Annotated in this window: 18 protein-coding genes; 11 read left to right on the top strand and 7 right to left on the bottom strand. The window is 47.3% G+C overall.

Going from position 1 to position 24,406, the window contains the following annotated elements; genetic code table 11:
- Nucleotides 1-14 precede the first annotated feature (14 nt).
- The 7 genes from ACO0LD_RS05875 (at nucleotide 15) to ACO0LD_RS05845 (ending at nucleotide 10,698) form a co-directional block, all read left to right on the top strand.
- Nucleotides 15-1,652, top strand: a complete 1,638-nt coding sequence (locus ACO0LD_RS05875) for a response regulator (protein WP_423004690.1) — start codon at nucleotides 15-17, stop codon at nucleotides 1,650-1,652.
- Nucleotides 1,653-1,717: 65 nt separating this feature from the next.
- Nucleotides 1,718-2,413: a 50S ribosomal protein L11 methyltransferase gene (locus ACO0LD_RS05870; protein WP_423004688.1), complete on the top strand. Its 696-nt coding sequence runs from the start codon at nucleotides 1,718-1,720 to the stop codon at nucleotides 2,411-2,413.
- Between the two features lie 2 nt (nucleotides 2,414-2,415).
- Entirely contained in the window at nucleotides 2,416-3,651 is a 1,236-nt protein-coding gene (locus ACO0LD_RS05865) for a sulfotransferase (protein ID WP_423004686.1), read from the top strand.
- Nucleotides 3,648-4,463: an arginase family protein gene (locus ACO0LD_RS05860; RefSeq protein ID WP_423004684.1), complete on the top strand. Its 816-nt coding sequence runs from the start codon at nucleotides 3,648-3,650 to the stop codon at nucleotides 4,461-4,463. Before ACO0LD_RS05865 ends, ACO0LD_RS05860 begins: the two co-directional genes overlap by 4 nt.
- Nucleotides 4,464-4,619: 156 nt before the next feature.
- Nucleotides 4,620-5,660, top strand: coding sequence for an ABC transporter substrate-binding protein (locus tag ACO0LD_RS05855; protein WP_423004682.1), 1,041 nt, complete (start codon nucleotides 4,620-4,622; stop codon nucleotides 5,658-5,660).
- Nucleotides 5,661-5,669: 9 nt separating this feature from the next.
- A complete protein-coding gene (locus tag ACO0LD_RS05850; protein WP_423004680.1) occupies nucleotides 5,670-8,192 on the top strand; it encodes a response regulator in 2,523 nt (840 codons plus the stop codon).
- A 343-nt stretch (nucleotides 8,193-8,535) separates the two neighbouring features.
- Nucleotides 8,536-10,698 carry a S46 family peptidase gene (locus ACO0LD_RS05845; protein WP_423004678.1) on the top strand — a complete coding sequence of 721 codons (2,163 nt, stop codon included), beginning with the start codon at nucleotides 8,536-8,538 and terminating at the stop codon, nucleotides 10,696-10,698.
- Nucleotides 10,699-11,081: 383 nt separating this feature from the next.
- Here ACO0LD_RS05845 and ACO0LD_RS05840 read toward each other — a convergent pair whose 3' ends face one another.
- The 7 genes from ACO0LD_RS05840 to ACO0LD_RS05810 all read right to left on the bottom strand — a co-directional run bounded on the left by ACO0LD_RS05840 (nucleotide 11,082) and on the right by ACO0LD_RS05810 (nucleotide 18,147).
- Complete coding sequence (locus ACO0LD_RS05840; protein ID WP_423004675.1) at nucleotides 11,082-11,333, bottom strand: hypothetical protein; 252 nt, start codon at nucleotides 11,331-11,333, stop codon at nucleotides 11,082-11,084.
- 178 nt (nucleotides 11,334-11,511) lie between these two features.
- On the bottom strand, nucleotides 11,512-12,147 hold the full coding sequence (locus tag ACO0LD_RS05835) for a DsbA family protein (protein WP_423004673.1): 636 nt from the start codon (nucleotides 12,145-12,147) through the stop codon (nucleotides 11,512-11,514).
- 11 nt (nucleotides 12,148-12,158) lie between these two features.
- Complete coding sequence (locus tag ACO0LD_RS05830) at nucleotides 12,159-12,308, bottom strand: hypothetical protein (RefSeq protein WP_423004671.1); 150 nt, start codon at nucleotides 12,306-12,308, stop codon at nucleotides 12,159-12,161.
- Nucleotides 12,309-12,979: 671 nt separating this feature from the next.
- The gene (locus tag ACO0LD_RS05825) at nucleotides 12,980-13,369 is read right to left on the bottom strand and encodes a nuclear transport factor 2 family protein (protein ID WP_423004669.1); all 390 of its coding nucleotides are present in this window, start codon (nucleotides 13,367-13,369) and stop codon (nucleotides 12,980-12,982) included.
- 67 nt (nucleotides 13,370-13,436) lie between these two features.
- Entirely contained in the window at nucleotides 13,437-15,494 is a 2,058-nt protein-coding gene (locus tag ACO0LD_RS05820; protein ID WP_423004667.1) for an AAA family ATPase, read from the bottom strand.
- 110 nt (nucleotides 15,495-15,604) lie between these two features.
- Nucleotides 15,605-16,768: a hypothetical protein gene (locus ACO0LD_RS05815; RefSeq protein ID WP_423004665.1), complete on the bottom strand. Its 1,164-nt coding sequence runs from the start codon at nucleotides 16,766-16,768 to the stop codon at nucleotides 15,605-15,607.
- A gap of 338 nt (nucleotides 16,769-17,106) precedes the next feature.
- A complete protein-coding gene (locus ACO0LD_RS05810; RefSeq protein ID WP_423004663.1) occupies nucleotides 17,107-18,147 on the bottom strand; it encodes a hypothetical protein in 1,041 nt (346 codons plus the stop codon).
- Nucleotides 18,148-18,657: 510 nt separating this feature from the next.
- Here ACO0LD_RS05810 and gspK point away from each other — a divergent pair.
- From gspK to ACO0LD_RS05790, 4 genes are all read left to right on the top strand, one after another.
- Nucleotides 18,658-19,686: a type II secretion system minor pseudopilin GspK gene (gene gspK, locus ACO0LD_RS05805; protein ID WP_423004661.1), complete on the top strand. Its 1,029-nt coding sequence runs from the start codon at nucleotides 18,658-18,660 to the stop codon at nucleotides 19,684-19,686.
- 9 nt (nucleotides 19,687-19,695) lie between these two features.
- The gene (locus ACO0LD_RS05800; RefSeq protein WP_423004659.1) at nucleotides 19,696-20,670 is read left to right on the top strand and encodes a hypothetical protein; all 975 of its coding nucleotides are present in this window, start codon (nucleotides 19,696-19,698) and stop codon (nucleotides 20,668-20,670) included.
- Nucleotides 20,671-20,991: 321 nt separating this feature from the next.
- Nucleotides 20,992-21,978: a LacI family DNA-binding transcriptional regulator gene (locus ACO0LD_RS05795; protein ID WP_423004657.1), complete on the top strand. Its 987-nt coding sequence runs from the start codon at nucleotides 20,992-20,994 to the stop codon at nucleotides 21,976-21,978.
- Between the two features lie 54 nt (nucleotides 21,979-22,032).
- A complete protein-coding gene (locus ACO0LD_RS05790) occupies nucleotides 22,033-24,390 on the top strand; it encodes a GH92 family glycosyl hydrolase (RefSeq protein ID WP_423004655.1) in 2,358 nt (785 codons plus the stop codon).
- The last annotated feature ends 16 nt before the right edge of the window (nucleotides 24,391-24,406 follow it).

Genomic DNA, 24,406 nt, shown 5'->3' with positions numbered 1-24,406 from the left:
CGTCAGGAGTTCAGATGACAGCATCCCAAATGCAGGCACGCATTTTGATAGTTGACGATGAAACCGCACACTTGCAGGCATTGTGTGATTTGTTGCGCGACCACAACTATGAAACTACCGGTTTTGCAAATGGAATCGAAGCACTCGCTTATCTGCGCAATAACACATTTGATTTATTGCTGACGGATTTGATGATGCCAGGTTTGGATGGCATTGCCATGGTGGAATCTGCCCGCAAAATTGATACTGATCTGGCATGCATAGTCATGACGGGTGAAGGTAGTATCACATCAGCAGTCAAGGCCATGAAAGTCGGTGCACTCGACTACATCATCAAGCCCTTCAAAATTTCAGCCATCTTGCCGGTACTTGTTCGTGCAATGGAGACGCGTCAGTTACGCATGGCAAATGCCAAACTGGAACTGCAACTGCGTCAACACACCGCCGAACTGGTGATCTTGAATCAAGACCTGGAGCAAGCCAGGATGCAGGCAGAAATTGCCAATCGAGCAAAATCGACTTTCCTGTCGAATATGAGTCATGAGTTGCGTACTCCGCTGAATGCGATACTTGGTTTTGCCCAAATCCTGGCATCTGATAGCTTGCAAACCAGTCTTGATGAGAAAAAAGAATTTGCCAAACACATAGAAGAAGCCGGAAGTCATTTACTGACCTTGATTAACGAAATCCTTGATCTGGCAAAAGTAGAATCCGGGGCAATGAAATTATCTATAGAAGCCATTACTCTGGATGAGATATTTGCCGAATGCAAAACGATGATAGATCCACTGGCTCAAAAACGTGGAATCAATGTCAGCTTTGCAGAAAATACCAATTTGCATGTCAGTGCAGACCGGATTCGCCTCAAGCAAGTGTTGATTAATCTGTTGTCTAACGCTATCAAATATAACCGCCACAGTGGTACGGTCAGTGTTGCCGCGCATGTGGCTGATGATAATCATATCTGCATCCAAGTAATTGATACCGGGGTGGGGCTGAGTTCGGTTCAATTGGAAACCATTTTCCAACCCTTTAATCGTCTGGGACGAGAAGTGTTTAATGAAGAGGGAACTGGTATAGGTCTGTCATTGGTCAAACATCTGGTTGAGGCCATGGAAGGCAGTATAGGTATCAATAGTCAGGTAGGTGTTGGCAGCACGTTTTGGGTCAAATTTCCCGGGACTGCGGCAGGTATTCCGTACCAACAGCCAGAAACCAAAGCGATGGTCTATGAAGTTACATCTGGCGAAAAATCAAGTACACAGAAATATCTGCTGTATGTAGAAGACAATCCCATCAATTTGAAACTGGTTGCTGAATTGATACGTTTGCGTTCTGACCTGGTTTTGTTGACTGCAACCGATGGCTTGCTTGGTATAGAGCAGGCACGATTGCATTTGCCGGATGTCATTTTGATGGATATTAATTTACCCGGTATAGATGGAATAGAAACAAGGCGGTATTTGCTAAGTGACCCAAGGACGGCCCATATCCCGGTCATTGCAGTTACCGCGAATGCAATGCCTGCCGATCTTGAAAATGGAAAAGCGGCAGGTTTTTTTGCTTACATCACCAAACCTATCGATATTGAGCAGTTTGCATTGGCCGTGGACAGTGCTCTGGAGTTCGCGGCAAGTAAAAAACCGATTTAAAGCATCAGCTCAGTTATGCTGATGAACACTTTTCCGTAGTGTTTTTAATATCTGAAAGGGTGGCCATGGAACAGACATCAGCAAATAGCCTTGCTCACATAGATCGGTGGCAAAAGAACAGGCAAAAGGCATTTAAATCCATCGCTCCCGAAGGAAAAGTGGTGAAATATCTGGGGAAAGAATTTTTAGTTTTCCCAGAAACATTTTGGCCGTTCACTGATAGCCAGCCACTGGTAAAGAGTTTTAAAATAAAGCCTGGTGATAGTGTGCTGGATGTAGGTACAGGTTCAGGTGTCATTGCCATTTTTGCCTGTTATGGAGGTGCAAGCAAGGTCACTGCAGTCGACATTAATCCTGCTGCTATTAAAAGCGCAAAACACAATGCCAAACTGCATGGCTTTGACAAGCTCATGACAGTCAAAAAATCGAATCTCTTTCAGGCACTGAAAGATGAACAGTTTGATGTGATTACAGCCAATCTGCCATTTCGTGACAAGCCGGCGCATGATGTGGTCGCCTGTTCACAATGGGATACTGATTTCAAGACGAACACTCTTTTTTTTGCGGAAGTTGGCAAGCATTTGAAACCAGAAGGCCGTATCTATTTTGCCCAATCCAATTTTGGTGCGATTGACCAGATCAAGGTATTGGCAAAAGCCGCTGGTTTTTCAGTCCGAACCCTGGCTAGCGCAACCGCAGACAAGGCAGAGACGAAAAAATTCTATGCCTTTGTAATGAGGCGTGCAAAGAAATCGGTGTAGTGATGGACGTTATCGATGCCGTCAATAATCTGCGCCAGGTGACGCATACTGAGCTTGCCTTGCGTGTTAAGAATGTGGCTGTTATTTTGACTTCACCCAGATCAGGTTCCAGCCTGCTCAAAAGTGTGCTGTCATCTCATCCTGATATCGCCTCACTTGACGGTGAGATGGAGCCATTTCTTGCCCTGACGAGAAATGGTTTTTCTTTTAATGCAGATAGTGATGCACTCAAGGCTTTAGAAAATCAAGAAGCACTGCTGGACAATATTTTTGATGACCTGACTTTGCCTGCCGAAGGTAATACTGATTATTCTTTGCTAAAAAACAGATGGAAAAAACGCCTGCTATTACAGTTCCCTGTTTTATTTACTGATGACCGGGCTTACCTCCAACTCACGCATGATCTTGATGCAGTCTTTCATGTGGCGCAGGAAAAGAAAATTCAGGGCGAGGGCATGCTGCAAGATCTGATCTTGTCACGCGTTTTTAACAGCGAGACCTGGCGGCTGGACTATTACGATGGTAAAAAAAATCCTGCCGCAAGTCATTGCTTTAATGAAGCGTTTAAGTTGGAAGAGCCACCTTTCGTCATTCCACGCCATTATCGGCGGCAATTAAAATCTGATGATATTGAAGAAAAGATTTTGCTTTTCAAGACGCCGCCTGATGTTTATAGAATAGGTATGTATGAACAACTATTTCCAAATGCCCAAATCAAATATCTGCATCTGACCAGGGGTTATGCACAATCAGTCAATGGCCTGATGGATGGTTGGTTATCGCCAGTCGCTTTCTTTTCACGCGACGTGCAACGTATAGGTGTGAGTTTGTCGATCAGGGGATATTCAGATACCGTAGGCTTTGGTAAGCGCTGGTGGAAATTTGACCTGCCACCTAACTGGAGAGAATATGTCAACGCCGATCTGGAAGAGGTGTGCCTGAACCAGTGGTTGTCAGCGCACCAGGCCATATTCGACAGTCCAGTGACATCTATGCCCGTTTCATTTGAAGAATTTTTATCAAAACCCACCGAAACAATAAAAAAAATTACCTCTTATTTAGGTTTGCAGGAAATGAGTAGCTTACCAGTTTTCCCAGTCACGATGGCAACAGAGGCACCTAAAATCAGACGCTGGCACAAACGGGAAGACAGTTTACTGCGTATGGGAAAAAGAAAAGATGTGCAAATAATGATGGATGCTTTAGCTTATCAAATGAATCCAGAAACCTGGTTATGAACAAGCATTTACTCATACCATTTTTAACAGGACAAAGGCGGGATGGTCTTGGGCGCGTCAATGATGTCAGCACACATCCGTGGGAGATATTGAATATCCCTGAATTCAAAGAAACATCAATTGCCGACGCGAATGAGAAATTGCGCAGAATGGGGCAAATTTATGCAAATCTTGCCAGCAAAGTTCAGCAAATCGCTGAGCACGGTGACCGGCCTGTTTGTATTGCCGGAGATTGTTTTTCTACTTTGGGTATGGTGACCGGTCTGCAAAAAGCAGGTAAGCAACCTGACCGCATATTGTGGCTGGACGCACATGGGGATTTCCATACCTGGGAAACCACGCTGACCAAATATCTAGGTGGCATGCCTTTGGCCATGCTGGTCGGCAGGCGCGACAGACGCAAAAATGAGCGTGATGCCATTGGTGCTTTCTTAAATGAAGTTGGCATCAAGGCTTACCCGGAAGAGCAAATCATTCTGTCCGATGCACGCGACCTGGATCCGGGAGAAAAAGAATCGCTGGAAAGTTCAAAGATCCTCACTTGTAAAATCGATGAAATAAGTAAGCATCTGTCCCCACATGAAAATATTTACCTGCATTTTGATACCGATGTGATCGACGACCGGGCTGAATTGCCTGCGCTTAAATATCATGTAAAACAAGGGCCATCGCATGCGCAAATGTTGACGCTTTTTTCTGTATTGCGTCAATTCAAGTTGATTGCAGTGTCTGTTTCGGCCTGGCATGAAGAGGAAGACCTGGATAATAAAACCGCAATTGCTTGCTTAAATTTACTCAAGGAACTAGAATAAAAAACAATGTTTCATACTTGCATGACGTGGTGTAACTATTGAGTGATTGAACTATTTTGGAGCCTTCTTATTTAGGTTCAGAAACATTCGCCAATGTTTTTACTGTTGTCGCCGTGCAAAAGAGTGAGCTGAGAAAACAGGGAAGAGGAAATCGGCATGACAGGTATAAGGCTCAGGCAATTTTCTTACAAGTCAATTCTCATCTGGCTTGCCTGTCTGTTTTTCGGCGGCTTGTTTTTGAGTTTGATTTATGTCTGGTTTATCCGCCCGCCAGTTTCCAAGACACCGCTGGAACAAGTCATCATTGCGACTAATACAGAGTACGTAGGTACCTGTTCTATCACAGCTGCCAGAGAAAAAGGATACTTCGCCAAAGAAGGGATCGTAGTTCTTATTCAATCGCATTCGAGTGGTAAAGCTGCGATGGAGGCTGTAGTACAGGGGCAGGCCCATTTGGGAACTGTGGCCGATATTCCTGTCATGTTTGCCGGACTTGACCAAAGGCCGGTCGCAGCGATTGCCACCATATTTAAAACCGACAAAGATCACGGCATTGTCGGACGCAGAGACCGCGGCATACTGCAACCTGCAGATCTTAAAGGTAAGCGTGTCGGTGTCACGCTCAGTACCTCAAGTCATTTCACACTCAGCGCTTTTCTGAATCGCCAGAAACTGTCGGTCAAAGATGTGACCATGATCAACTACAAACCAGAAGAATTTGCTGATGCGATAGAGCGTGGCGAGGTTGATGCAGTAGCGTCCTGGGAGCCATTTTTGAATACCATGATGACGCGGCTTGGCGATAATGGGGTAGTTTTTTACGGCAAAGATGTATACGAAAGTCTTTATAACGTGGTTGGCATGCGCAGTTATATTTCTGCCGAGCCAGAAACGATCAACAAGGTGTTGCGTGCACTGGATCAAGGTAGCAATTACTGCAATGAAATGCCTGACGCCGCCCGCGTACTGCACGAGGCAGGTAAAAAGACAAATACCAAAGAACAGAGAGCTGCCTGGGCGACATATCGTTTTGAAATTGAGCTTGATCAGGGATTGTTGCTGGCATTGGAAGACCAGGCCAGATGGGCAATTAAAAATAAACTGACCAATAAAACTGAAGTACCCAATTATCTTGACTATATCTATCTGGACGGCATGGAAAAAGTCAAGCCATCGGCAGTGACCATCATACATTGAGATTCCAACGTGAAAATTTCAACTCGTCTGAAATTTGCGGAATTAATATCTTTAGCCATCGTGGCGATGATCGTGGTCATTTTATTGTCCACCACTTTGCAAATGAAGAGAGAAATCTCAAAAAACGAGGCTGCGGGGGAATTATTGCAGGCGGTAACTTCATTGCGCTACCTGACGCTGGAATATGCCCTTCGTCATGATGAGCGCACCCGTGCGCAGTGGCAGTTGCGTAGCAATTCTTTTTCCAAACGTCTGGCTGGGGCAGAAGAATTTACTGAGTTTGCTGACAAAGACGCCATTTCTGAATTAAGAAGTGGCAATGAAAATATAGCGCAGTTGTTTAGTCTGCTGGTGAGTAATCATCATGAGTTGATGAAGGAGAAAGACAAAGCCGAGATACTCGAAGAATTAGAGTCACGACTGCTGGGACAGATTACCAATAAAACGCAGGCAATGATTTCTGATGCCTTAAGTTTGTCTGAACAAAGTCGTATCGGTGCCTTGAATGCACAGCAACGGGCATTTAATGCAGTCATCCTGTTTGGTGGCATAGTCGTATTGGTTGTCACCATTACTATCTACATCACGCTGCGCAGTGTCAGCCGGCCTCTGGAAAAATTGCGCGAAGGAACGGCGATCGTCGGTGCTGGCAATCTCGACTTTTCCCTGCGATTTGATAGTCAGGATGAAATAGGGGACCTGGCCCGCGCATTTGATGGCATGACGGAAAAGCTTAAACTGACCACCGTGTCACGTGATGCCTTGGTTGATATCAATGAAGCCTTGCAGGCAGAAATCATAGAGCGTCAACAAATCGAGAAAAAGGCGCAGGCACAGCTTGCCCGTTTGAACCTGCTGCATCAAATCACACGTTCCATCGGTGAACGTCAGGATTTGCGTAGTATTTTTCAAGTCGTCATACGCAGCCTGGAAGATCATCTTCCTGTCGACTTCAGCTGTGTTTGTCTCTATGACCAGGCAAAAAATCAACTGCAGGTCACCAGCGTAGGTTTGCACAGCGAATCTTTGGCACAAAAATTGTCCATGACCCAAAATACCCAGGTTTCTATTGATGAAAATGGTTTGTCACGGTGCGTGCGTGGTCAGTTGGTTTATGAGGCGGACATCAGCAAAGTCAACTTTCCTTTCCCGCAAAGACTGGCTGCGGGCGGGCTTAGTGCCGTGGTAATGGCACCATTAAGGGCAGAAAGCACCGTGTTTGGCGTGCTAGTCGTCGCCAAGCGCGAGGCGCATAGTTTTAATAGTGGTGAATGTGAATTTTTAAGGCAATTGAGTGAGCATGTGGCCTTGGCTGCTAATCAGGCGCAACTCTATACTGCATTACAACAAGCTTATGATGACTTGCGCCAGACCCAGCAATCCATCATGCAACAAGAACGTTTGCGTGCCTTGGGGCAGATGGCGAGTGGCATAGCACATGACATCAATAATGCAATTTCTCCTGTCGCTCTGTACACAGAATCCTTACTGGAAACGGAAAAAAATCTGAGCGTAAAAGGCAGAAATTACCTCGAAGTCATTTCCCGGGCGATAGATGATGTCGCTGCCACCGTCGCCAGAATGCGGGAATTTTATCGTCAGCGTGCGCCACAATTGGCTTTGTCACCTGTCGATGTGAACAGCCTGGTACAACAAGTCATTGATCTTACCCGCGCCAGGTGGAGTGATATGCCACAGCAACGCGGCATTGTGATCAGCGTGCACACTGAACTTGCTCCTGATTTGCCAGACATCATGGGTGTACATGGCGAAATCAGGGAAGCACTGACAAATTTAATTTTCAATGCGGTTGATGCCATGCCAGACGGTGGCGTACTCACTTTGCGCACCAGCGTCGTACAAGACTTGCTGGAATCAACAAAAGAAGTCATCTTGAAGCAAGTTCATATTGACGTCTGTGATTCAGGCATAGGCATGTCTGACGATACCAGGCGTCGTTGCCTGGAACCGTTCTTCACTACCAAAGGCGAGCGGGGGACGGGATTGGGGCTGGCCATGGTGTATGGCATGATAGAAAGACATAGTGCTCACATTGATATTCTGACGGAAGTTGGTAAGGGCACCACCATGCGCATGAGCTTTCTGGTGCCCACTACAGTTAGTCCGATTGCCAGAACGCCCGCGCCTGAAGCTGTGCCCACGCACAGACGTATTCTGGTCGTCGATGATGACCCCATGGTTTTAAAATCATTGCGCGACATACTGGAAATTGATGGTCACAGCGTACTCTCGGCTGATGGCGGTCAGGCTGGTATCAATGCATTTAATGACGCTCATGGAAAAGGTGATCCTTTCGCTGTCGTCATTACTGATCTTGGCATGCCATATATAGATGGCCGCAAGCTTGCCAGCTCCATCAAGCAAGTGTCGCCCATGACCCCTATCATCATGTTGACTGGCTGGGGGCAGCGTCTGGTTGATGATGGGGACTCCCCTTCGCATGTGGATTGCGTACTTAGCAAACCCCCAAAACTGTCGGAATTGCGTGAGGCGCTAAGAAAAATTCTTTGACATTACAGCTTAGTCAAGCCAGCCCATCTTTTGCATCACCCCCGTTTTACGATATTGCATCCGCATAAAATAAATACCTGTCAAGATTGCATCTTGCAATCTTGACCACGGATTGCAGCACAGAAAAAATCCACGAAAAAGTAACAACGCATGCCAGTTTATTGAGGCAGGGTGCTTCTTTTGAGCAGTTGCCTGGCAAAATTCATGTAATTGGCACTAGTTCGCGAAAAATAGTGAACTTTCCCCCGCTTTTTAGGACTAAACTGTCCGCGCCTCAGGCTTACTCCGGGGTGCCAAGAGGGAATAACTATTCTATATTTTCACATCTTTTTATAACAATATGATGAAAAAAACACTTACCACGCTGGCGGTCATGAGCCTATGCCAGATCGCTAGCGCAGATGAGGGCATGTGGATGCCGCAACAATTGCCACAAGTCGCAAAGCAACTGAAGGCAGACGGTTTGAAACTGGACCCGGCAACGCTGACCAAATTGACGGAATTCCCTATGGGTGCCATTGTCAGCCTGGGTGGTTGCTCAGCCTCTTTTGTGTCCCCGCAAGGTTTGGTCGCGACCAATCACCATTGCGTCTACAACAGTGTTGCCCATAATTCCAAACCAGAGCGTAACTTGCTGGCCAATGGTTTCCTGGCGAATAGCCTGGAAGAAGAATTACCGGCATCTCCTGGCTCACGCATTTTCGTGACTAAAGAAGTCAATAATGTCAGCAACAAAATCATCGACAAAAACACTGCCAAACTGAATGGCAAAGCTCGCGTTGATGCTATAGAAAAGAATTCCAAAGTCATCATCGCGGAATGCGAAAAAGATGTTGGTCATCGTTGTAATGTCTACCCTTACTATGGTGGACTTGAGTTCTATCTCATCAAACAGCTGGAAATCAAAGACGTACGCCTGGTTCATGCACCGCCTGAAGGCGTGGGCAAATTTGGCGGCGATACCGATAACTGGATGTGGCCGCGCCACACTGGTGACTATGGTTTCTACCGTGCCTATGTAAGCAAAGATGGCAAATCGGCTGACTATAGCAAAGACAATGTGCCTTATGTGCCCAAACATTTCTTGAAACTGGCCAAAGATAATCTCAAAGAAGGCGATTTCATCATGGTGCTGGGTTACCCAGGTCGTACCAACCGCCATCGCCTGCCATCAGAAGTGGCTTATACATTTGATTGGAACTACCCTACATTTGTGAAGAGCTCAGGCGACATGCTGGGCATCATTGCCAAAGAAACCAGCAGCAATCCAGATGCCAAACTCAAGTATGCTGGTCAGGTTGCAGGTATCAACAACTACTACAAAAACCGCCAAGGCATGCTCGACAGTTATGCTGGCAGCGATATCCTGTCTCGCAAAACCAAAGAACATGAAGAGCTGAAAGCGTGGATCAACAGCAACCCAGCACGCGCCAAGGAATTCGCCAGCGATATTGAGCAGGTTGAAAAGCTGATTGCAGAGCGAGATAGCTTAGGCAAGCGCGACTTTTACCTGGGCAGTTCCTATCCACGCTTCCTGACTACGGCACGCACCTTGTACCGTCTGTCGAATGAATCAACCAAGACTGATGCTGAGCGTAAAGCTGGTTACCAGGTGCGTGATCTGCCTCGCTTCAAGGCGGCTGTGGATGCAATCGAACGCAACTACGATGAAAAAGTCGACAAAGCTTTGGTCTTGTACAACCTGAGCAAATACGCTGCGCAACCCAAGGCAGACCGTAGCGCCAATTTTGATGCTGCAGTAGGTATCAAGGACGGTATGTCTGAAGCCGACCTGAAATCCCTGCTCGATACCTTGTATGCTGGTAGTAAACTGGGTGAAAAAACAGCTCGCAGTGCATGGCTGACCGCCAAGCCTGAAGACTTCAAGGCTAGCAATGACAGCTTTGTGAAAGCAGCAGTTGCCATGTATGAAGGCGGCCTCAAGCGCGAAGCTGAAGATGAAGAACTGTCAGGAAAAATCCAGCAAGCCTACGGCAACTACATGAAGGCAAAAATCGCCTACATGAAGAGCAAAGGGCAGGCTGTTTACCCTGATGCTAACAGCACCTTGCGCGTTACCTTCGGCAAAGTGACTGGCCGTGACCATGGCACGTCTGATGGCCTGGCATGGAGCGCCTTCACAACGGTAAATGGCATCCCGCCCAAGGCAACCGGCACTGGCGAATTCAACGCCCCCGCCGCACAATTGGCAGCAATCAAGGCCAAAGACTTCGGCAAGTATGTTGATCCGCAATTAAAAACAGTCCCTGTGAACTATCTGGCGACTCTGGATATCACGGGTGGCAATTCCGGTTCTGCTGCATTGAATGCCAAAGGTGAATTCATCGGCCTGGCATTTGACGGCACCCTGGATTCCATCATTTCTGACTGGGATTACAACAAGGCCAATTCCCGCTCCATACAGGTGGATCTGCGCTACATGCTGTGGCAGATGAAACACGTGGACAAGGCTGACCGTTTGCTCAAAGAAATGGGCGCAGAGTAATTATTGCGTCTTTTGTTTTGACCTGCGGAGTATGCAGACTAGGCTGCATACTCCGCATTTGTTTTGCTACCGCCAGTTCAATAAATATTGACGCCGCCAACGGCAAATGTTGTCTCGGCTTGGGTATATCATGTGAAGCTTGCTGCCGGTACGCTGCGCTAACTACTGTTAAATTTTAATGAATTTGCTCATTGCCAGCTCGCCGAAAGCCAACTCCATCAGCGACCCGCCAAGATCATCAGGGGAATAATCGGTCTTCTCCGGACTGTCCGGTTTGTTCGTCAAACTAACCCGACCCATCGCCACGCATAGCCGCCCATCGCTACCAGTTACTGAACCGGAGTAGGGATTGATACAGATAAATACCCTGATCAAAAAAATGGCTATACCTGTCCGTCAGTACTCAGCAATTCTGCCGTGAAGCGTTCCAACTCTTCATTCAGTGTCCCGCGGCTACGGAAATTTCGATTGGCTTTTCCATACCAATATTCGGCATCTTCCAGATCACCTTCTTGTATGTGCAAAATACCGTGTAGCCAAGCCCCCAGCAGCGTGTCGTCACCCTGCACCAGATCATGTGCTTCGTTCCATTGCCCCACACGCATATGGGCAAGGACCTGATGAAGTGTGTTCATGAAAAGCTCCTGGTGATAGAGGCAACCTTAAACAATTTAAGCCTCCAGAACAAGGTCAAAGCCGCCGATTCCAATAGCTTATATCTTGTACGCATATTTTGCTCATTCCCATATTCAACGCGACACTGGCCAGGCATATAGAGTTCTTGCCTTCGCATGAAGTGAAGTTGGAAGTGAATCATTTTCCCAATGTATCCAGGAGCTTCTCAACACCACCGAACAGTGCATCGCCGCGCAATAGCCTGCTTTTTCCAGCTTTTGTCACCACCATGTTAGGCACACCTGTAATGCCATACGTTTGCAACAGCTGCTGTGCGCGGCGTATGCGTACATCGGTGGCCAGACGCAGTTCTGCATCTCCAGTTGCCAGCCGGGTTGCAGCAGCAACCAAATCCATGTCGCGCAATAGCTGTTCCACCACGCTGGTTGCCGTGATGTCCAGCGCATATACATAACGTGCTTCTTGCAAGCCCTTTAGCGCTTCCAGTTCGCGTTGTGGTTCCGTCATGGATACAGCAGTCAGTGCCAGCGTAACTGTCTCTGAGTCGAAAGGGCTGCCATGCTTGCCCAGTACCTGCGTACGATACTCTTCGGTGAAGCGCTGGCCAGTCAGTTTTTCAATGCGGACGTCATTCGCCCATGCATATTCTGCAAATGCGGCGTTCATGATGCGCCCGTTGCTGCCCGCGAACAAGCCAGTGGGAGCAAGCTCCAGCGTCAAGTCGCTTTGCTGACCCAGCTTCTGAATCAGGGGCGATGCGCCATAACACCAGCCGCACAAGGGATCAAATAAATAAGTAAGGATAGTAGGCATAGTGTGATGTCCTAGGGTAACAGGCTTTTAGCACAGGCATTGGCGACTTTTTTGGCAACTTCCAGGCTGATGGGCGTGCCGTAGTTAATTGTTTGGGAAAAAGCGCTACCACTACTGAGAGCCAGTGCAAAAAGACTCATGTTCATCAAAGTGCGTTTCATAGATTTCATCAAAATATTTTGTGAGAAGATAATGCTAATCCGATAGATTTTATCGAGAGCAGTCCAATGGGGATCATGGAACGATGTGGTTTAACGGAACGCCTTGCAGCGTTACAATGAACTATAGTTGTCAAAATCAGGCAGATAAATAGCGAAAACTGCACATTATTGTTTACTAAATCGCGCAAATAAAGAATCAATTAGCTCTGTGATTTATTTATAGAGCTTGATTGGCGACCAGTTTGCAGCACAGCAGATGAGCTTGATCTGCGTGGACTATGGTTACGCGCCAGGAGAACGGAAGGGAGCGATGACACTACTGAATTCGCAAGAAAACCCTGATAATGCTTTGATGTAATGGCTCGCAATTATCGAGTGTTGCCTGGACTGAGGCGTTTACCCATCAATCACAAATTGTTTTTCGAGTACTGCGCGTACGCAATCTGAGTCCACGCGGGGCTCATGTGCTGCTCAAAATGTTCATGTACTTGAGTACATTCCGCTTTTTGCGCTGCGCTTAGCTTGCTCTGAATGTTGCCCTGAAATTGTCCTGACCCCGCTGACGCTCGCTACAGATCGTAAAAGGGTTCTTAGGTCGTGAATAGCTTCACATCAAACAAAATACTCACAAAAACGAGACGGAATCGCATGCTGTGTCGCCATAGTATTAATCAAAGCTCATACTTATTACCTGCAGTCGAACGTATAGGGTGCGTGTCATAGATCAAATTCAGATACTTGACCTTGTTGCTATCTGGCTCGAAGCTGAACAGATCCATGACCTTGAAGCTGATTAAAGTTCCGTCGCGCACAGTCCAGTCGTATTGAAAATAGGCTGTCGCATGGTGTTTCTTTGTGGCGCTGACGAAGATGTCAATTGGAGTGATGACGTTGCGGCTGGAGGCTTCTGCCAATCTGTCAAAAAAGGGGCCAGCATCCATTTCTCCAAGAAATGGTGAAAGAACTTTCCCATCTTTTGCGAACAAGCCTTTGATGGTATCGTAGTCAGCGTCACCCAGCGCTTGCATATAGGTTTGCAGGATAGAAATGTATTCAGACATGGGGATCTCCTTTGAGTTGATATTGCCACAAATCTGTGGCTTTATCCGGGGGCTTCGCCAAGATTACCTAGATTGTATCTACGGCTTTCATAGACATCAGTTCCTGACCAAGCAACAGAGCTAGTTCACTTTGCTCAAACTGTTTTGTCAGTAATGGAACGGCAAATGCAAACTCAGGGCCATCGCGCTTGAGTATATAGGCTAATTGCAGACGCGAAAGAGCATGCCGCATGATTTCAGGTTCGATGCTCAGGCCGCTGCCGGCAAAGAGTGCAGCAAGTTTGGATAAACTGGTTTTTCCATTGATGGCTGTGTGATAAACCACGATGCGGTCAAGGCGACAGGCAGCTTCATCGTGGCTTAGTCGCCCCCAACCAGCCAAAGCGTCCTGTACAGCTTGTGAAGATAACGCCTGTGCGATATGACGGGGTTCTACGGCACGTTCGCCAGGCTGCAAAACCTCAAGACATTCGTGACATAGAATAGCAAGCAAATTTGCTCTCTGGCCACTGGCCTCCACCAATTGATCCACCAGTTGGTTGCTGGTGAAGCCAAAACGCAGACGTGATAAAGGTACTGTGACCAATTCTTTGCAGGCCTCTTGTTCCAAACCACCTATGGTTAATACTTCACCAAAATTACGCAATGGTGACTGGTAATCAAGCACGGCTGTTGCATACAAATCCCAAAAACCGGCCAGCATGAACCAACAACGGCCTTCGTCACTTAGTGCACGCAGGGCAGATAATTGCGGGTAATTATTGATAGATTCATCGCGAAAAAAAAGATCCGCTTCATCAATTAATAAAAACAATCGTTTGCCCACAAAATTAGCTTCAAGATGAGAAATAATATTTTCTATAGGCGTTGTTGCATCAAGTCCAAACTGCAATGCCATGCGTGGTGCCAGGCGATGATCACGCAGGGAAATATAATGACAGACTATGTGCGGATGCCCTTGCAGACTGCGTTGAACCGCTTTTAATAAACTGCTTTTGCCCAACTGGCGACCACCAACAACCAGATAATTGGATGGCTCACGACCTGTGACACGGGCAAGCAATTGTTCACGCCCAAAAAAAGCACCCGCACTGGTAATGGCACCTCTGGTTTGGTAGGGCGAAATGCGGGTCACACGCAATTGTGCCGCAAGTAAGCGCAGCAATACAGTAGCGGGTTGCCTGCTGAGCAGGCACTCTGTCTGACTGGCACTATCTATCATGACGAACATATTGGCTTTATCATCGCAGTATGCTTGCAACGATGCTTGCTGAGTTTCCGTATCTGATCCGGTAAGTATTAACATCACATCTGACCCGGGTTGTGCGGTCATCAGAGCAGGTACCAGAAGGTCCTCGGTAACATCTGCATGGGGAATGAAAACCAGACATCTATCCAGCGAAACAGGTAAATTACTTGCGAACTGCCATTCAAAGACCTCACCAGGAAGCGCCCAGTCTTTGCTGGTTTTGCTTTGCGCAGACAAACGTGCAGCGAGGTATGCTTGCTGTTTATCCGCACCATCGTTGACGTAATTGACGGCGCGCTGCCAGGTGACTGCTGATATACCTGCCGCTTGCAGAGTGGATTGCCGTCTGCCAACAAGCCGCAACAGACGATCCAGTTTGGGTAAAGCGCGATACGGTGTGCGACGTAATTTGTCCGGACGAAGTTGGGTTGGCCCCAGCAAGGGGTGGCGCAGGAATAGGAGAATGGCGATCACTGCAAATATGCATGCACATAGTAATGGCAACATTTTGAGTCTGTTGAAATTTACTTCTCCTGAAGTGATGCCTTCGCAATTCATGGGCAAGAATTTAGCGGGCACAGGTGGCGTGCCAGCCTTGCATTGCCAGGTATGGCTTGACGGATTAAGTTCAAAAATCACCTGTGTACCTGACAATGACCCCAACTCAGCAAGCTTGGCAATATCCACCTGCAATATATAAGGCCGTGGTGACGTGACATTGAGATGAGAGTTTATTGTTTGTGGCGCGTACTGTTGAATATTTTTTGGCCAGTCATCGCTGGTGTTACGCGCCTCGGATAAGGCGATACGCCACTGGTTTACGTCGTTCCAGACAGAACCGATATTTTCAGCGGCAAGAACACCGTCTCGTGTCAATGGATTCAGTTTCGGCGTCAGAACAGTACTTGCAATAAATAATGTCAGTACTACTATGAATATAGCGCGTGATATTTTTCCTGGTAATAGTCGCGATATTTTTTGCCACATTATTCAAGTACCATCAGGCCTGCATCACGAATAATGTCGCAGCGCCAGCATAGGCGTGCCTGATCCCCGTGACCACGAACCTGGATCAGATTTCCCCAAAACAGATGCCGCAGGTCTTCATCCTGAAGATAGGGGCGGGCCCGTCCTAAATCATCGGACGCTAACAGAGTACGCAAACGTGTCAGAGATGCCGGATTTTGCGTCAATGGCAAAAAAGTCTGCCACAAGCGGGCACTGTGAGTCAGATACATACGTAAAGTCAAAAAATTATTTTCCTTGGCATCAGGATTATCGACCAGCCACAGCATAGCTTCCTCGAAGAGCGCAGGGTGACCGCCGCACATGGATGCCAGCGCGCTTAGTTTGGATGGCACAATGGCGTGATCCGGCCAACGTTGTTTAACCAGAATATGCAAATCTTCTGTACTGGCGTCTGGCCAATGACTGACTTGTGCGATATTGAGCAAGGACAGATCGCCACTGCGGTATTTAAGGTCGGCCAGCATTTCACCTCCGCACAGCAACAAGTGCAGGCGACCGCCATGCATTTCACTAAGGCTGCGCAAGATGCCTGCCAATGATTCACGTAAGGCCGGTGTACCTTGCTCAAAGCGGCTGACCAGACAAAATACTCTTTCTCCATCGTTCAGCCTTTGTTCAAGAGCGGCTTCAAAGCCATAATCCGAATTGACATCTGCAAAACCGCATTGACGTCCTATCGCTGCAAAATATTCACTACTATCGGCACTGATGCTATACGGTGGCTGTATATGTAGTGTGGCTTTCTCACCATACTGAGCGCGTGCGCGAGCAAGTAATTTTTCGCGGAATGGTGGTTGCCCCCAGTGTGCCTGGGATAGCAGTAAAGTGATGGGGTAGGGGGTAGACTGAGCCAGTCGTACAAACAGTTGATCCATGAATCCCGCAAACGGCGTTTCACTTTCTACTTCACTTTGCAGAGGAAATTCAGGCGCAAGGCCAGCGGCTATAAAGAAAAGATTAGTTTCCGTTTCTGTCAATCGAAGGTAACGTGCACAAGCGTGCAGACTGTCACGTGATCTTGGACTGGGCAGCGATGCTCCATTTCTCCAGTTGTTGACTGACTCCCGGCTCAAGCCAATTTCTGCTGCTACCCCGGCTGCACTGGCACGAATGCGGCGCATATATTGTGATAGCAAATGGGAAAATGTATCTGAGTGCATAGATAGTCTGTTGTAGTTTTCTGGATAAAGCTATTGGTCGTAGATCGTTATCAGTGCAGCTCAATTTGACACTGCGCTGACGTGCGAACATCATTTTATCAGCGAGGAGTATGGCCCGTAATGTTGATGCTGTCAGGTCGTCCTGGCATCTGCTTGACGTTCTGTCAGGTGATTTGGAGATGCGAATTGAATTGCCGGGCTTTAGAGAAGATGTATTTCTACGAATCGCCATTGGAAATTAAATTTGATCCTTGCGAAATGGTTTTGGATTGTAAGACAAGCTGATACAAATCATGCCTCTATTTCAGGTAATTTTTGCCTGTCCAGATCGCTGAATAATTTTCTCTGTAGTTCAGAATTGAATCTATTTCCGCTCCTTTGAGTTGATTCATGAATGGGGTTGTAATCAAAATAGGTTTGGTGATATAACCGCTTGGCTGCCTTCCTGAAAAAGCACGGTTCAGTTCATCAGCAAGTTGCCAGCCTTGCAGGCCAAAGGGTTCGGCAACAGTCGCTACCTGTTGTGAAATACCTGATTTGATGCGGCTCAATGCAATGTAAGAGCCGTCGCCTGCAGACACATTCTGTATATCTTTGCGGCCTTCTCTTATCAGTGGCACATTGATCGCATCAAAGTAAGCATCATTGATTGCCAATGTATGCGTCCATTTTTTTCCATATTGCTGATTCAATCTGACGACAGCGTCTGGTATCTCTTTATTGGCATTACCGATTTGCATATTTTCTACCGCAAGCAAGGTGCAACGACTACAGCGGGATATGGCTTCTATCATCACCGCTGTTTTGGCGTTGGCTATACCAAAGCGGTCATCGTTCAAGATAATAATGCCAATCTCACCCTTGCTATTCCCGATAACAAACTCCACAGCTTTTTTGCCTACGTCTTCATATGGCGTGGTGATATTGACGAATAAATTCCTGGTTGGACCAGGTTTTACAGCTGCATGCCAGCCAACCAAAACGACTTTTTCCTGCCTCGCACGCAGGCTGAGGTCGTCATAAGCATCGTCGAAATCAATGCCGCCAAGGATGATCGCATCCTGATGCTGGTTTAAGGCTTCAACAAATAACGAACGTATTAATGATTTGTCGTTCTTGCCATCGACCACGTTCAAAGACCATCCCAGCTCTATAGCTGCCAGATAAAATCCTCTATAGGCAGATGAGATGCCACCATTGCGGGAGTCCTGTGCAATAAAAGTGACTTTCTTCCCGGTTTGCTTTGGCGGGCCGTCGATAGGGCCATCCCATCCTGATTTTTTTAAGACAGGATTGCTGATAGCGTCAACAGCAAAAGAGGGCGCGCAGCAAAAAGCCATTGGCCACGCAAAGACAATACTGAAGAGATACCTCAAAGAACGCTTACTTAGTCTCACTAAGGCTCCTCCGATGTTTCATCCATCAACAGGCAAAGTGATGCCATATGTCGCAATTGATAGACCCGATTATAGATGAATCAATATGCCTCAAGCTTATTGGTCCACATCTTCTTATGCTGCATTGCGGTTTTGTGTATGCATAAACCAGATTGTGAACCATAGATCGCCAACAGGTTTTTTACACCAGAAAGCAGAGACGGGATCAAAGCGGTCAAGCGATTCCGGGATGAAAAGTGTGGGCTGGTTTTGAATTTTTTTGGAAATGCACAGAAGCAGGGGCTCGTTGGTTAGCCCATGTTGAAAGAAAAAATGAGTTGACATCCTCTCCGGGTACCGCTACCATTTTCTTATTGTGGTAGCGGTACCATACGGGTTTGATGCTAGTAAATGATTTATCGCATGTCCTTAAAATAAAAAGAATTCTTGAGGCAGGGAATAACGATGTTGTGTATGCAGACTCAAAAAAGGATAGCAAGCCAGGTTCGCCCTGACATGCGGGTCGTGCAGCGGCAAGTGCTACATCAACGTGGTGCGGCCATCATTCTCGCATTGCTGCTGACCACGCTTGCAGTGACGATAGTTGCCAGCTTGTTCTGGCCACAACAAGTTCAGTTACGCGCATCTGAAAACCAGTTCCAACATCTTCAGGCAAATACGGTACTCAAGAGGACACTTGACGACATGCGCCAAATTTTGCGCCTGGACACTATGGAGAATGGCAATGTGACCAGTTTGGATGGGCTCTGGGCCAAGCCTATCCCTGTAATCCGGCTTGAGGAATTGACTGGGCAGGATATAAAAAGTGAGCTTGCTTTAACTGTACGGATTGTGGATGCACAGTCGCGTTACAACTTGACCAATCTCGCGACTGATCGCCAGATCAACGACGGTCACGTCAATAACTACCGGCGCTTGCTGCACATATTGGGAATAGATCCCGATCTGGCTGAGCGAACGGCAATCGCCATTGCACGCAGCCAATCGCCGTTGTCGGTTACAGACAGAATATCATCCGGAGTAAGTATCTGGCCGGACAAACAACTGCTTGCGTTCATTCACATCGATGACTTGATGACAGTCCCTGGATACACGCCAAAAATACTCGCCGCAATACGGGAGTTTGTGGTGTTCTTGCCCGAGCCCACCTCATTGAATGTCAACACAGCACCAATAGTCCTGCTGTCAGCTATTACTGGTATATCACAGCAAAAAGCCGCAACACTGGCGATGAGTCGCCAACGGCAAGTGCTACGTGACCGCACTGATATTTCCTTGCGCTTGGATGAAGAACTGACAAACAAAGCCTTCGTCCTGGACGTCAAAAGTGATTACTTTCTGGTTGAACAGCAAATCATGCTTGGTCACATGGCATTGTCCTCGCAGGCTCTGGTTCATCGAAAAACCGGAGGGCGCATACCTGATACGCAAGGTCGGGACGAAGTACTGCCTACATCAGTCCTCTGGATGCGTAAGGGCTGACAAGAATTTATGTCTCACTTCCAAATCAACCAACAGGACTTTGGCACCATCAGTGCACGAGGGCCACCATCAGTACACTTATCACTGGAAATCTTGCTCATCAACTTAAAAAAACTATCAAATAATGGAGACGAAATGACTAAGAGAAAAAATTTTAACGCAAGCAAAGTGAAGGCGATTGCAGCAGGATTCGCATTGGGACTGATGATATGCAATCCGGCACATGCAGCATCCGCATCTGCCAGCCCTGCGGACGCAAGCAACAAGCATATTTATGTTGATCAATATGATCTTTCCACAAACTTGTGGGGTGTTAGTGGTGCTGGCAGTAGTTGGTCCGAAACCATTTTCACCAATTCAACAACGACGATGGATGGAGCTGGCTATAAATGGACAGGATTTGGGGGCGATACCAGTAGCGTTAAATCATACCCAAGCATACGTCGTGGCGCTAGCAATAGTCAAAACAACCCGGCAACGTCTGGTTTGCCTTATCTGTTCGGCAGTAACACAAAGAACATTGATGTACTGTGGAACTTTACCACTGCCGGTTACGATGGTACGGGCAATATCACAGGAACCTATAACCACGCCATCGATGTTTTTTTTCATTCATCCAATATTTGGAATACGAGTTATCTCAAGGGGGAAATCATGGTCATTCCTGAGTCCTCCGCCAACTCGCAGACTTCAGGCTGGGGCAGCAAAGACGCCAACAGCTTTGTACTGGATGGCGAAACCTGGGATGTCTGGCAAGCGACCATGACTTCGAATGGTAATAGTTGGCCCGTCATGCAATTTCGAAAACGTGTGAATGCCAGGTATTTCAGCAAAAACCTGAAGTATTTTTTTGCAGAAGCAGCGCGAAGGAGGGCGGACGTATTTAAGAGTAGCTACTATGTGATGATGGTAGAGGCCGGAACGGAAGTGAAGTCTGGTTCCGGACACTTCTACAATAAAAATTATCAGGTCAGCGTTTACTGATACGTTTACTGAGAAACAGGGGAAACGTTAATTTATGCGCGGGGTCTAGGGGATTTCTCTTGGCACCGCGCAGGACTATAGTTTTTAATCATAGGATTGCGTGTAGTGTGTAGTACTGCGCTGAGGTTGTTTAATACGCCTCTTCCCAATAATTCGTTGCTGAAACCCATCAGTTTTGTTTAGTAAAAGTACTAAACTAAAAATCGAGAGCAGACATCAGTTGACCGATTTTTTCAGACAAAGTTACCATCAGATACTGTTTTTATAGCATATCCTTAATTTTGTTTAGCAGAATATGGTGACTTTGTTTTTCCTTTTATTATGGGTGTAACAATACGCGATTTGGCCGAAGCCACAGGTTTTTCAGTGGGGACGATCTCGCGGGCACTGAAAAACCAGACTGGCTTGACCGAAGCGACTCGTGCACTGGTATTTGATGCTGCGCAAGAAATGGGCTATGACTTGTCAAAGCTAAAGCATGGGCGGATACGTCGCATCGCTTTTCTCTTGCACAGGCAGCACAATAATTTGTCGAGCAGTCCATTTTATTCCATCGTTTTGCATGGAGCAGAAGCAGCTTGCAGGCGTGCTGGAATTGCTATGTCATTTGTCGCCGTTGGCCCTGCTGAGCCGTTGATGGAGCAAATCAGAGTGCATCAGCCAGATGCCATTGTATGTGCGGGATTTTTCGAAACAGAATTATTGCAAGCAATACGTACTTCAGGAAAACCCATGGTGCTGATTGATATGCATTTGCCCGGTTATACCTCGATTAATCCGAATCATCGGCTGGGCGGCTATTTGGCCACGCAGCATTTGATAAGCACCGGGCGCAAACGGATAGCCATGTTAAGCGGCCCGCATGCACACTACAGTATACAAGAACGTGTTCATGGTTTTCGCAAGGCCTTATTTGACGCAAAAATACTGGCCAATCCAGAATATGAAATTGCGATTCCGCATCAGGCTGAGGAGGAGAAAATGGTGAGGCAGGCAGTCACCGATTTGCTGTCCATGTCTGAGCCGCCAGACGCTCTATTCTGCTACAACGATAATACTGCCCTGACTGCGATGGCTACATGTCTCGATAAGGGATTGAAGGTTCCTGAAGATATTGCCATTGTTGGCTTTGATGATATCCGCGCAGCAGCGAAAGCCCATCCACCTTTAAGCAGCATTGCCGTTGACAAGGAAGGGCTAGGTGCAGAGGGGGTGGCGATGCTATTACGCAACGCGCAACAAGAAAGCCAGGAGACAACACTTGCAGTGCAATTGATTGTGCGGAGTAGTAGCGTGCAACCTGTTTAATGACTGCACATTGTCAGACTAAGCCATCAACACCATATAACTTTTGGAAAAACCATGCGTTGTTCGACAATTTTGTTTGCTTCGATTGCTGTACTTTGTGTGCCACAACTACATGCAAACGCCGGGACTGATCTTGCAGCAGAGGTTAATCCGCTGATAGGCACAACAAACCTGGGCAATACTTTTCCAGGGGCAGTCATGCCTTTTGGTATGTTCAGCTTCAGTCCTGAGACCAGCAAAGGCGAAAAAAACAAGGCCGCTGCTCCTGGTGGTTATTTGTACGAGGCCAGAAAAATACGTGGCTTCAGCCTGACACATTTGTCAGGTACGGGTTGTCGTGGTGCCAGTGGTGACATACCTTTCATGCCAATCACGACAGAGCTGAGCACATCACCTTCTCTGGACAGTAAAGACGAGCATTACGCCAGTCGCTATTCCCATTTAAACGAAACAGTGCAACCAGGTTATTACAAAGTGCGCATGGAAAATGGCGTACAAACTGAATTAAGTGCCAGCCTGCGTGCCGGTATTGCGCGATTTGTCTATCCGGCAGAGGGCAAGGCAGCCATTTTGATACGCAATTCTGATTCGCAGTTAGGTAGTTTTGCAGCCAATTTAAAAATTGATGCTGAGAACAATACCGTCAGCGGTTCGGTCAGCAGCGGTAATTTCTGTGGGTATCTCCATCCTGTGACACGTCGGCCTTATTACACGATTCATTTTGTAGCCCGCTTTAACCAGAAATTCGCGGCAACCGCAACCTGGCAAAACGAGAAAATCATTCCCAATGGTGTTGCGGCAGAAGGTGCGACTGAGTTGGATGATAAAGGCTTCCCGCAACTCAACAAAGGTTCAGGTGCCTGGATAGATTTTGGTAAAGCCAGAAATGTTGAGGCGCGGATTGGAATTTCCTATGTCAACGTAGCAAATGCTGCGGAAAACTTGAATGCAGAAATATCCGCAGAAAAAACTCTGGAGACGGTTGTAATCGATAGCCGCAAGGCCTGGAATCAGCAATTGGCTAAAATTGATGTGACTGGTGGCGATAAAGACCAGCGCACGATTTTCTATACTGCCTTGTATCACTCCTTGCTGCATCCTAATCTTTTTAGTGACATCAATTGTGAGTATGCAGGTTTTGATCAAAAGACACATAAGGTAAAGGCTCCCCAATTGGCGCAATATGCCAATTTTTCAGGCTGGGATATTTACCGATCACAAGTGCAATTAATAGCTTTGATCGAGCCAAAAATCGCCAGTGACATTGCGCAATCCTTATTGAACCAGGCCCAGCAAAACAATGGTGTATGGGATAGGTGGACGCATAACAATGGTGCCACTGGCGTCATGAACGGTGATCCTGCTACTGCCTCGGTTGCCAGCATGTACGCATTTGGCGCGCGCGATTTTGATGTGGCTACGGCTTTTACCTCACTTGCTAAAGCGGCGCGCACGCCGACCAAGTTGGATTTGTCCAAGGATGGCTGTCCTGTCATGTGTGTAGGGCAAAGACCAGGCCTGGATCAATGGATAAAGTACGGCTATATGCCACAATCAGCGCCAGGCTGGGGCATGGTATCGGATGCACTGGAATATGCAAGTGCCGACTTTGCCTTGGCCTCGTTCGCTGGGAAATTGGGCGATCAGACTGCAAAGAAAGAATTCCTGGCCCGTGCGCAAAACTGGAAAAATCACTTCAATCCCGCTACTGGCTATCTGCAGGAACGCAAACAGGATGGCCAGTTCGTCGCTGCGTTTGATCCGGCTTCAGACGAGGGCATGGTAGAGGGCAGTGGCGCGCAGTATCTTTGGATGGTGCCATTTAACGCTGATGGCTTGATCAAGACCCTGGGTGGCGTTGAAAAATCCACGCAGCGACTGGATAAGTTTTTCAAGAACGAGCAAGGCGCATGGACACTGACTGTCTCTGGCCCACAACATTCAGAAATGGATAATGAACCCTCCATCGGCGCAGCCTGGCTATATTCTTATGCAGCACAACCCTGGAAAACCCAGGAAGTGGTGGGCGAAGTGTTGCAGCAACTTTGGCACAATCGCCCAGATGGCATACCCGGTAACGATGATCTGGGCCAGATGTCGGCCTGGTATGTATGGGCAGCGATGGGCTTGTATCCACAATACCCAGGCCGGGCGGAATTGCTGATTGCCAGCCCAACTTTCAAGAAGATCGTGGTCCAACGAAAGCAAGGACCATTGACCATCAATACAGATCAGACTGGCACGCAATTCAAATATGTGCAAAGCCTGACCTTGAACGGCAAATCATTGACGAAATCCTGGCTCGATGAAACTGCCTTGGACGGCAATCTGAGCCTGGATTTTAAACTTGGCAAGCAAGCCAATAAAAAGTGGGCAATCAAGCCAGGTGAATTGCCACCATCATTTGAATAAATTTAATTCAGGCAGT

It is taken from the genome of Undibacterium sp. Ji83W (assembly GCF_049340385.1).
Taxonomy (GTDB): Bacteria; Pseudomonadota; Gammaproteobacteria; order Burkholderiales; family Burkholderiaceae_D; genus Undibacterium.
This window is presented reverse-complemented; position numbering and strand designations above follow the sequence as displayed.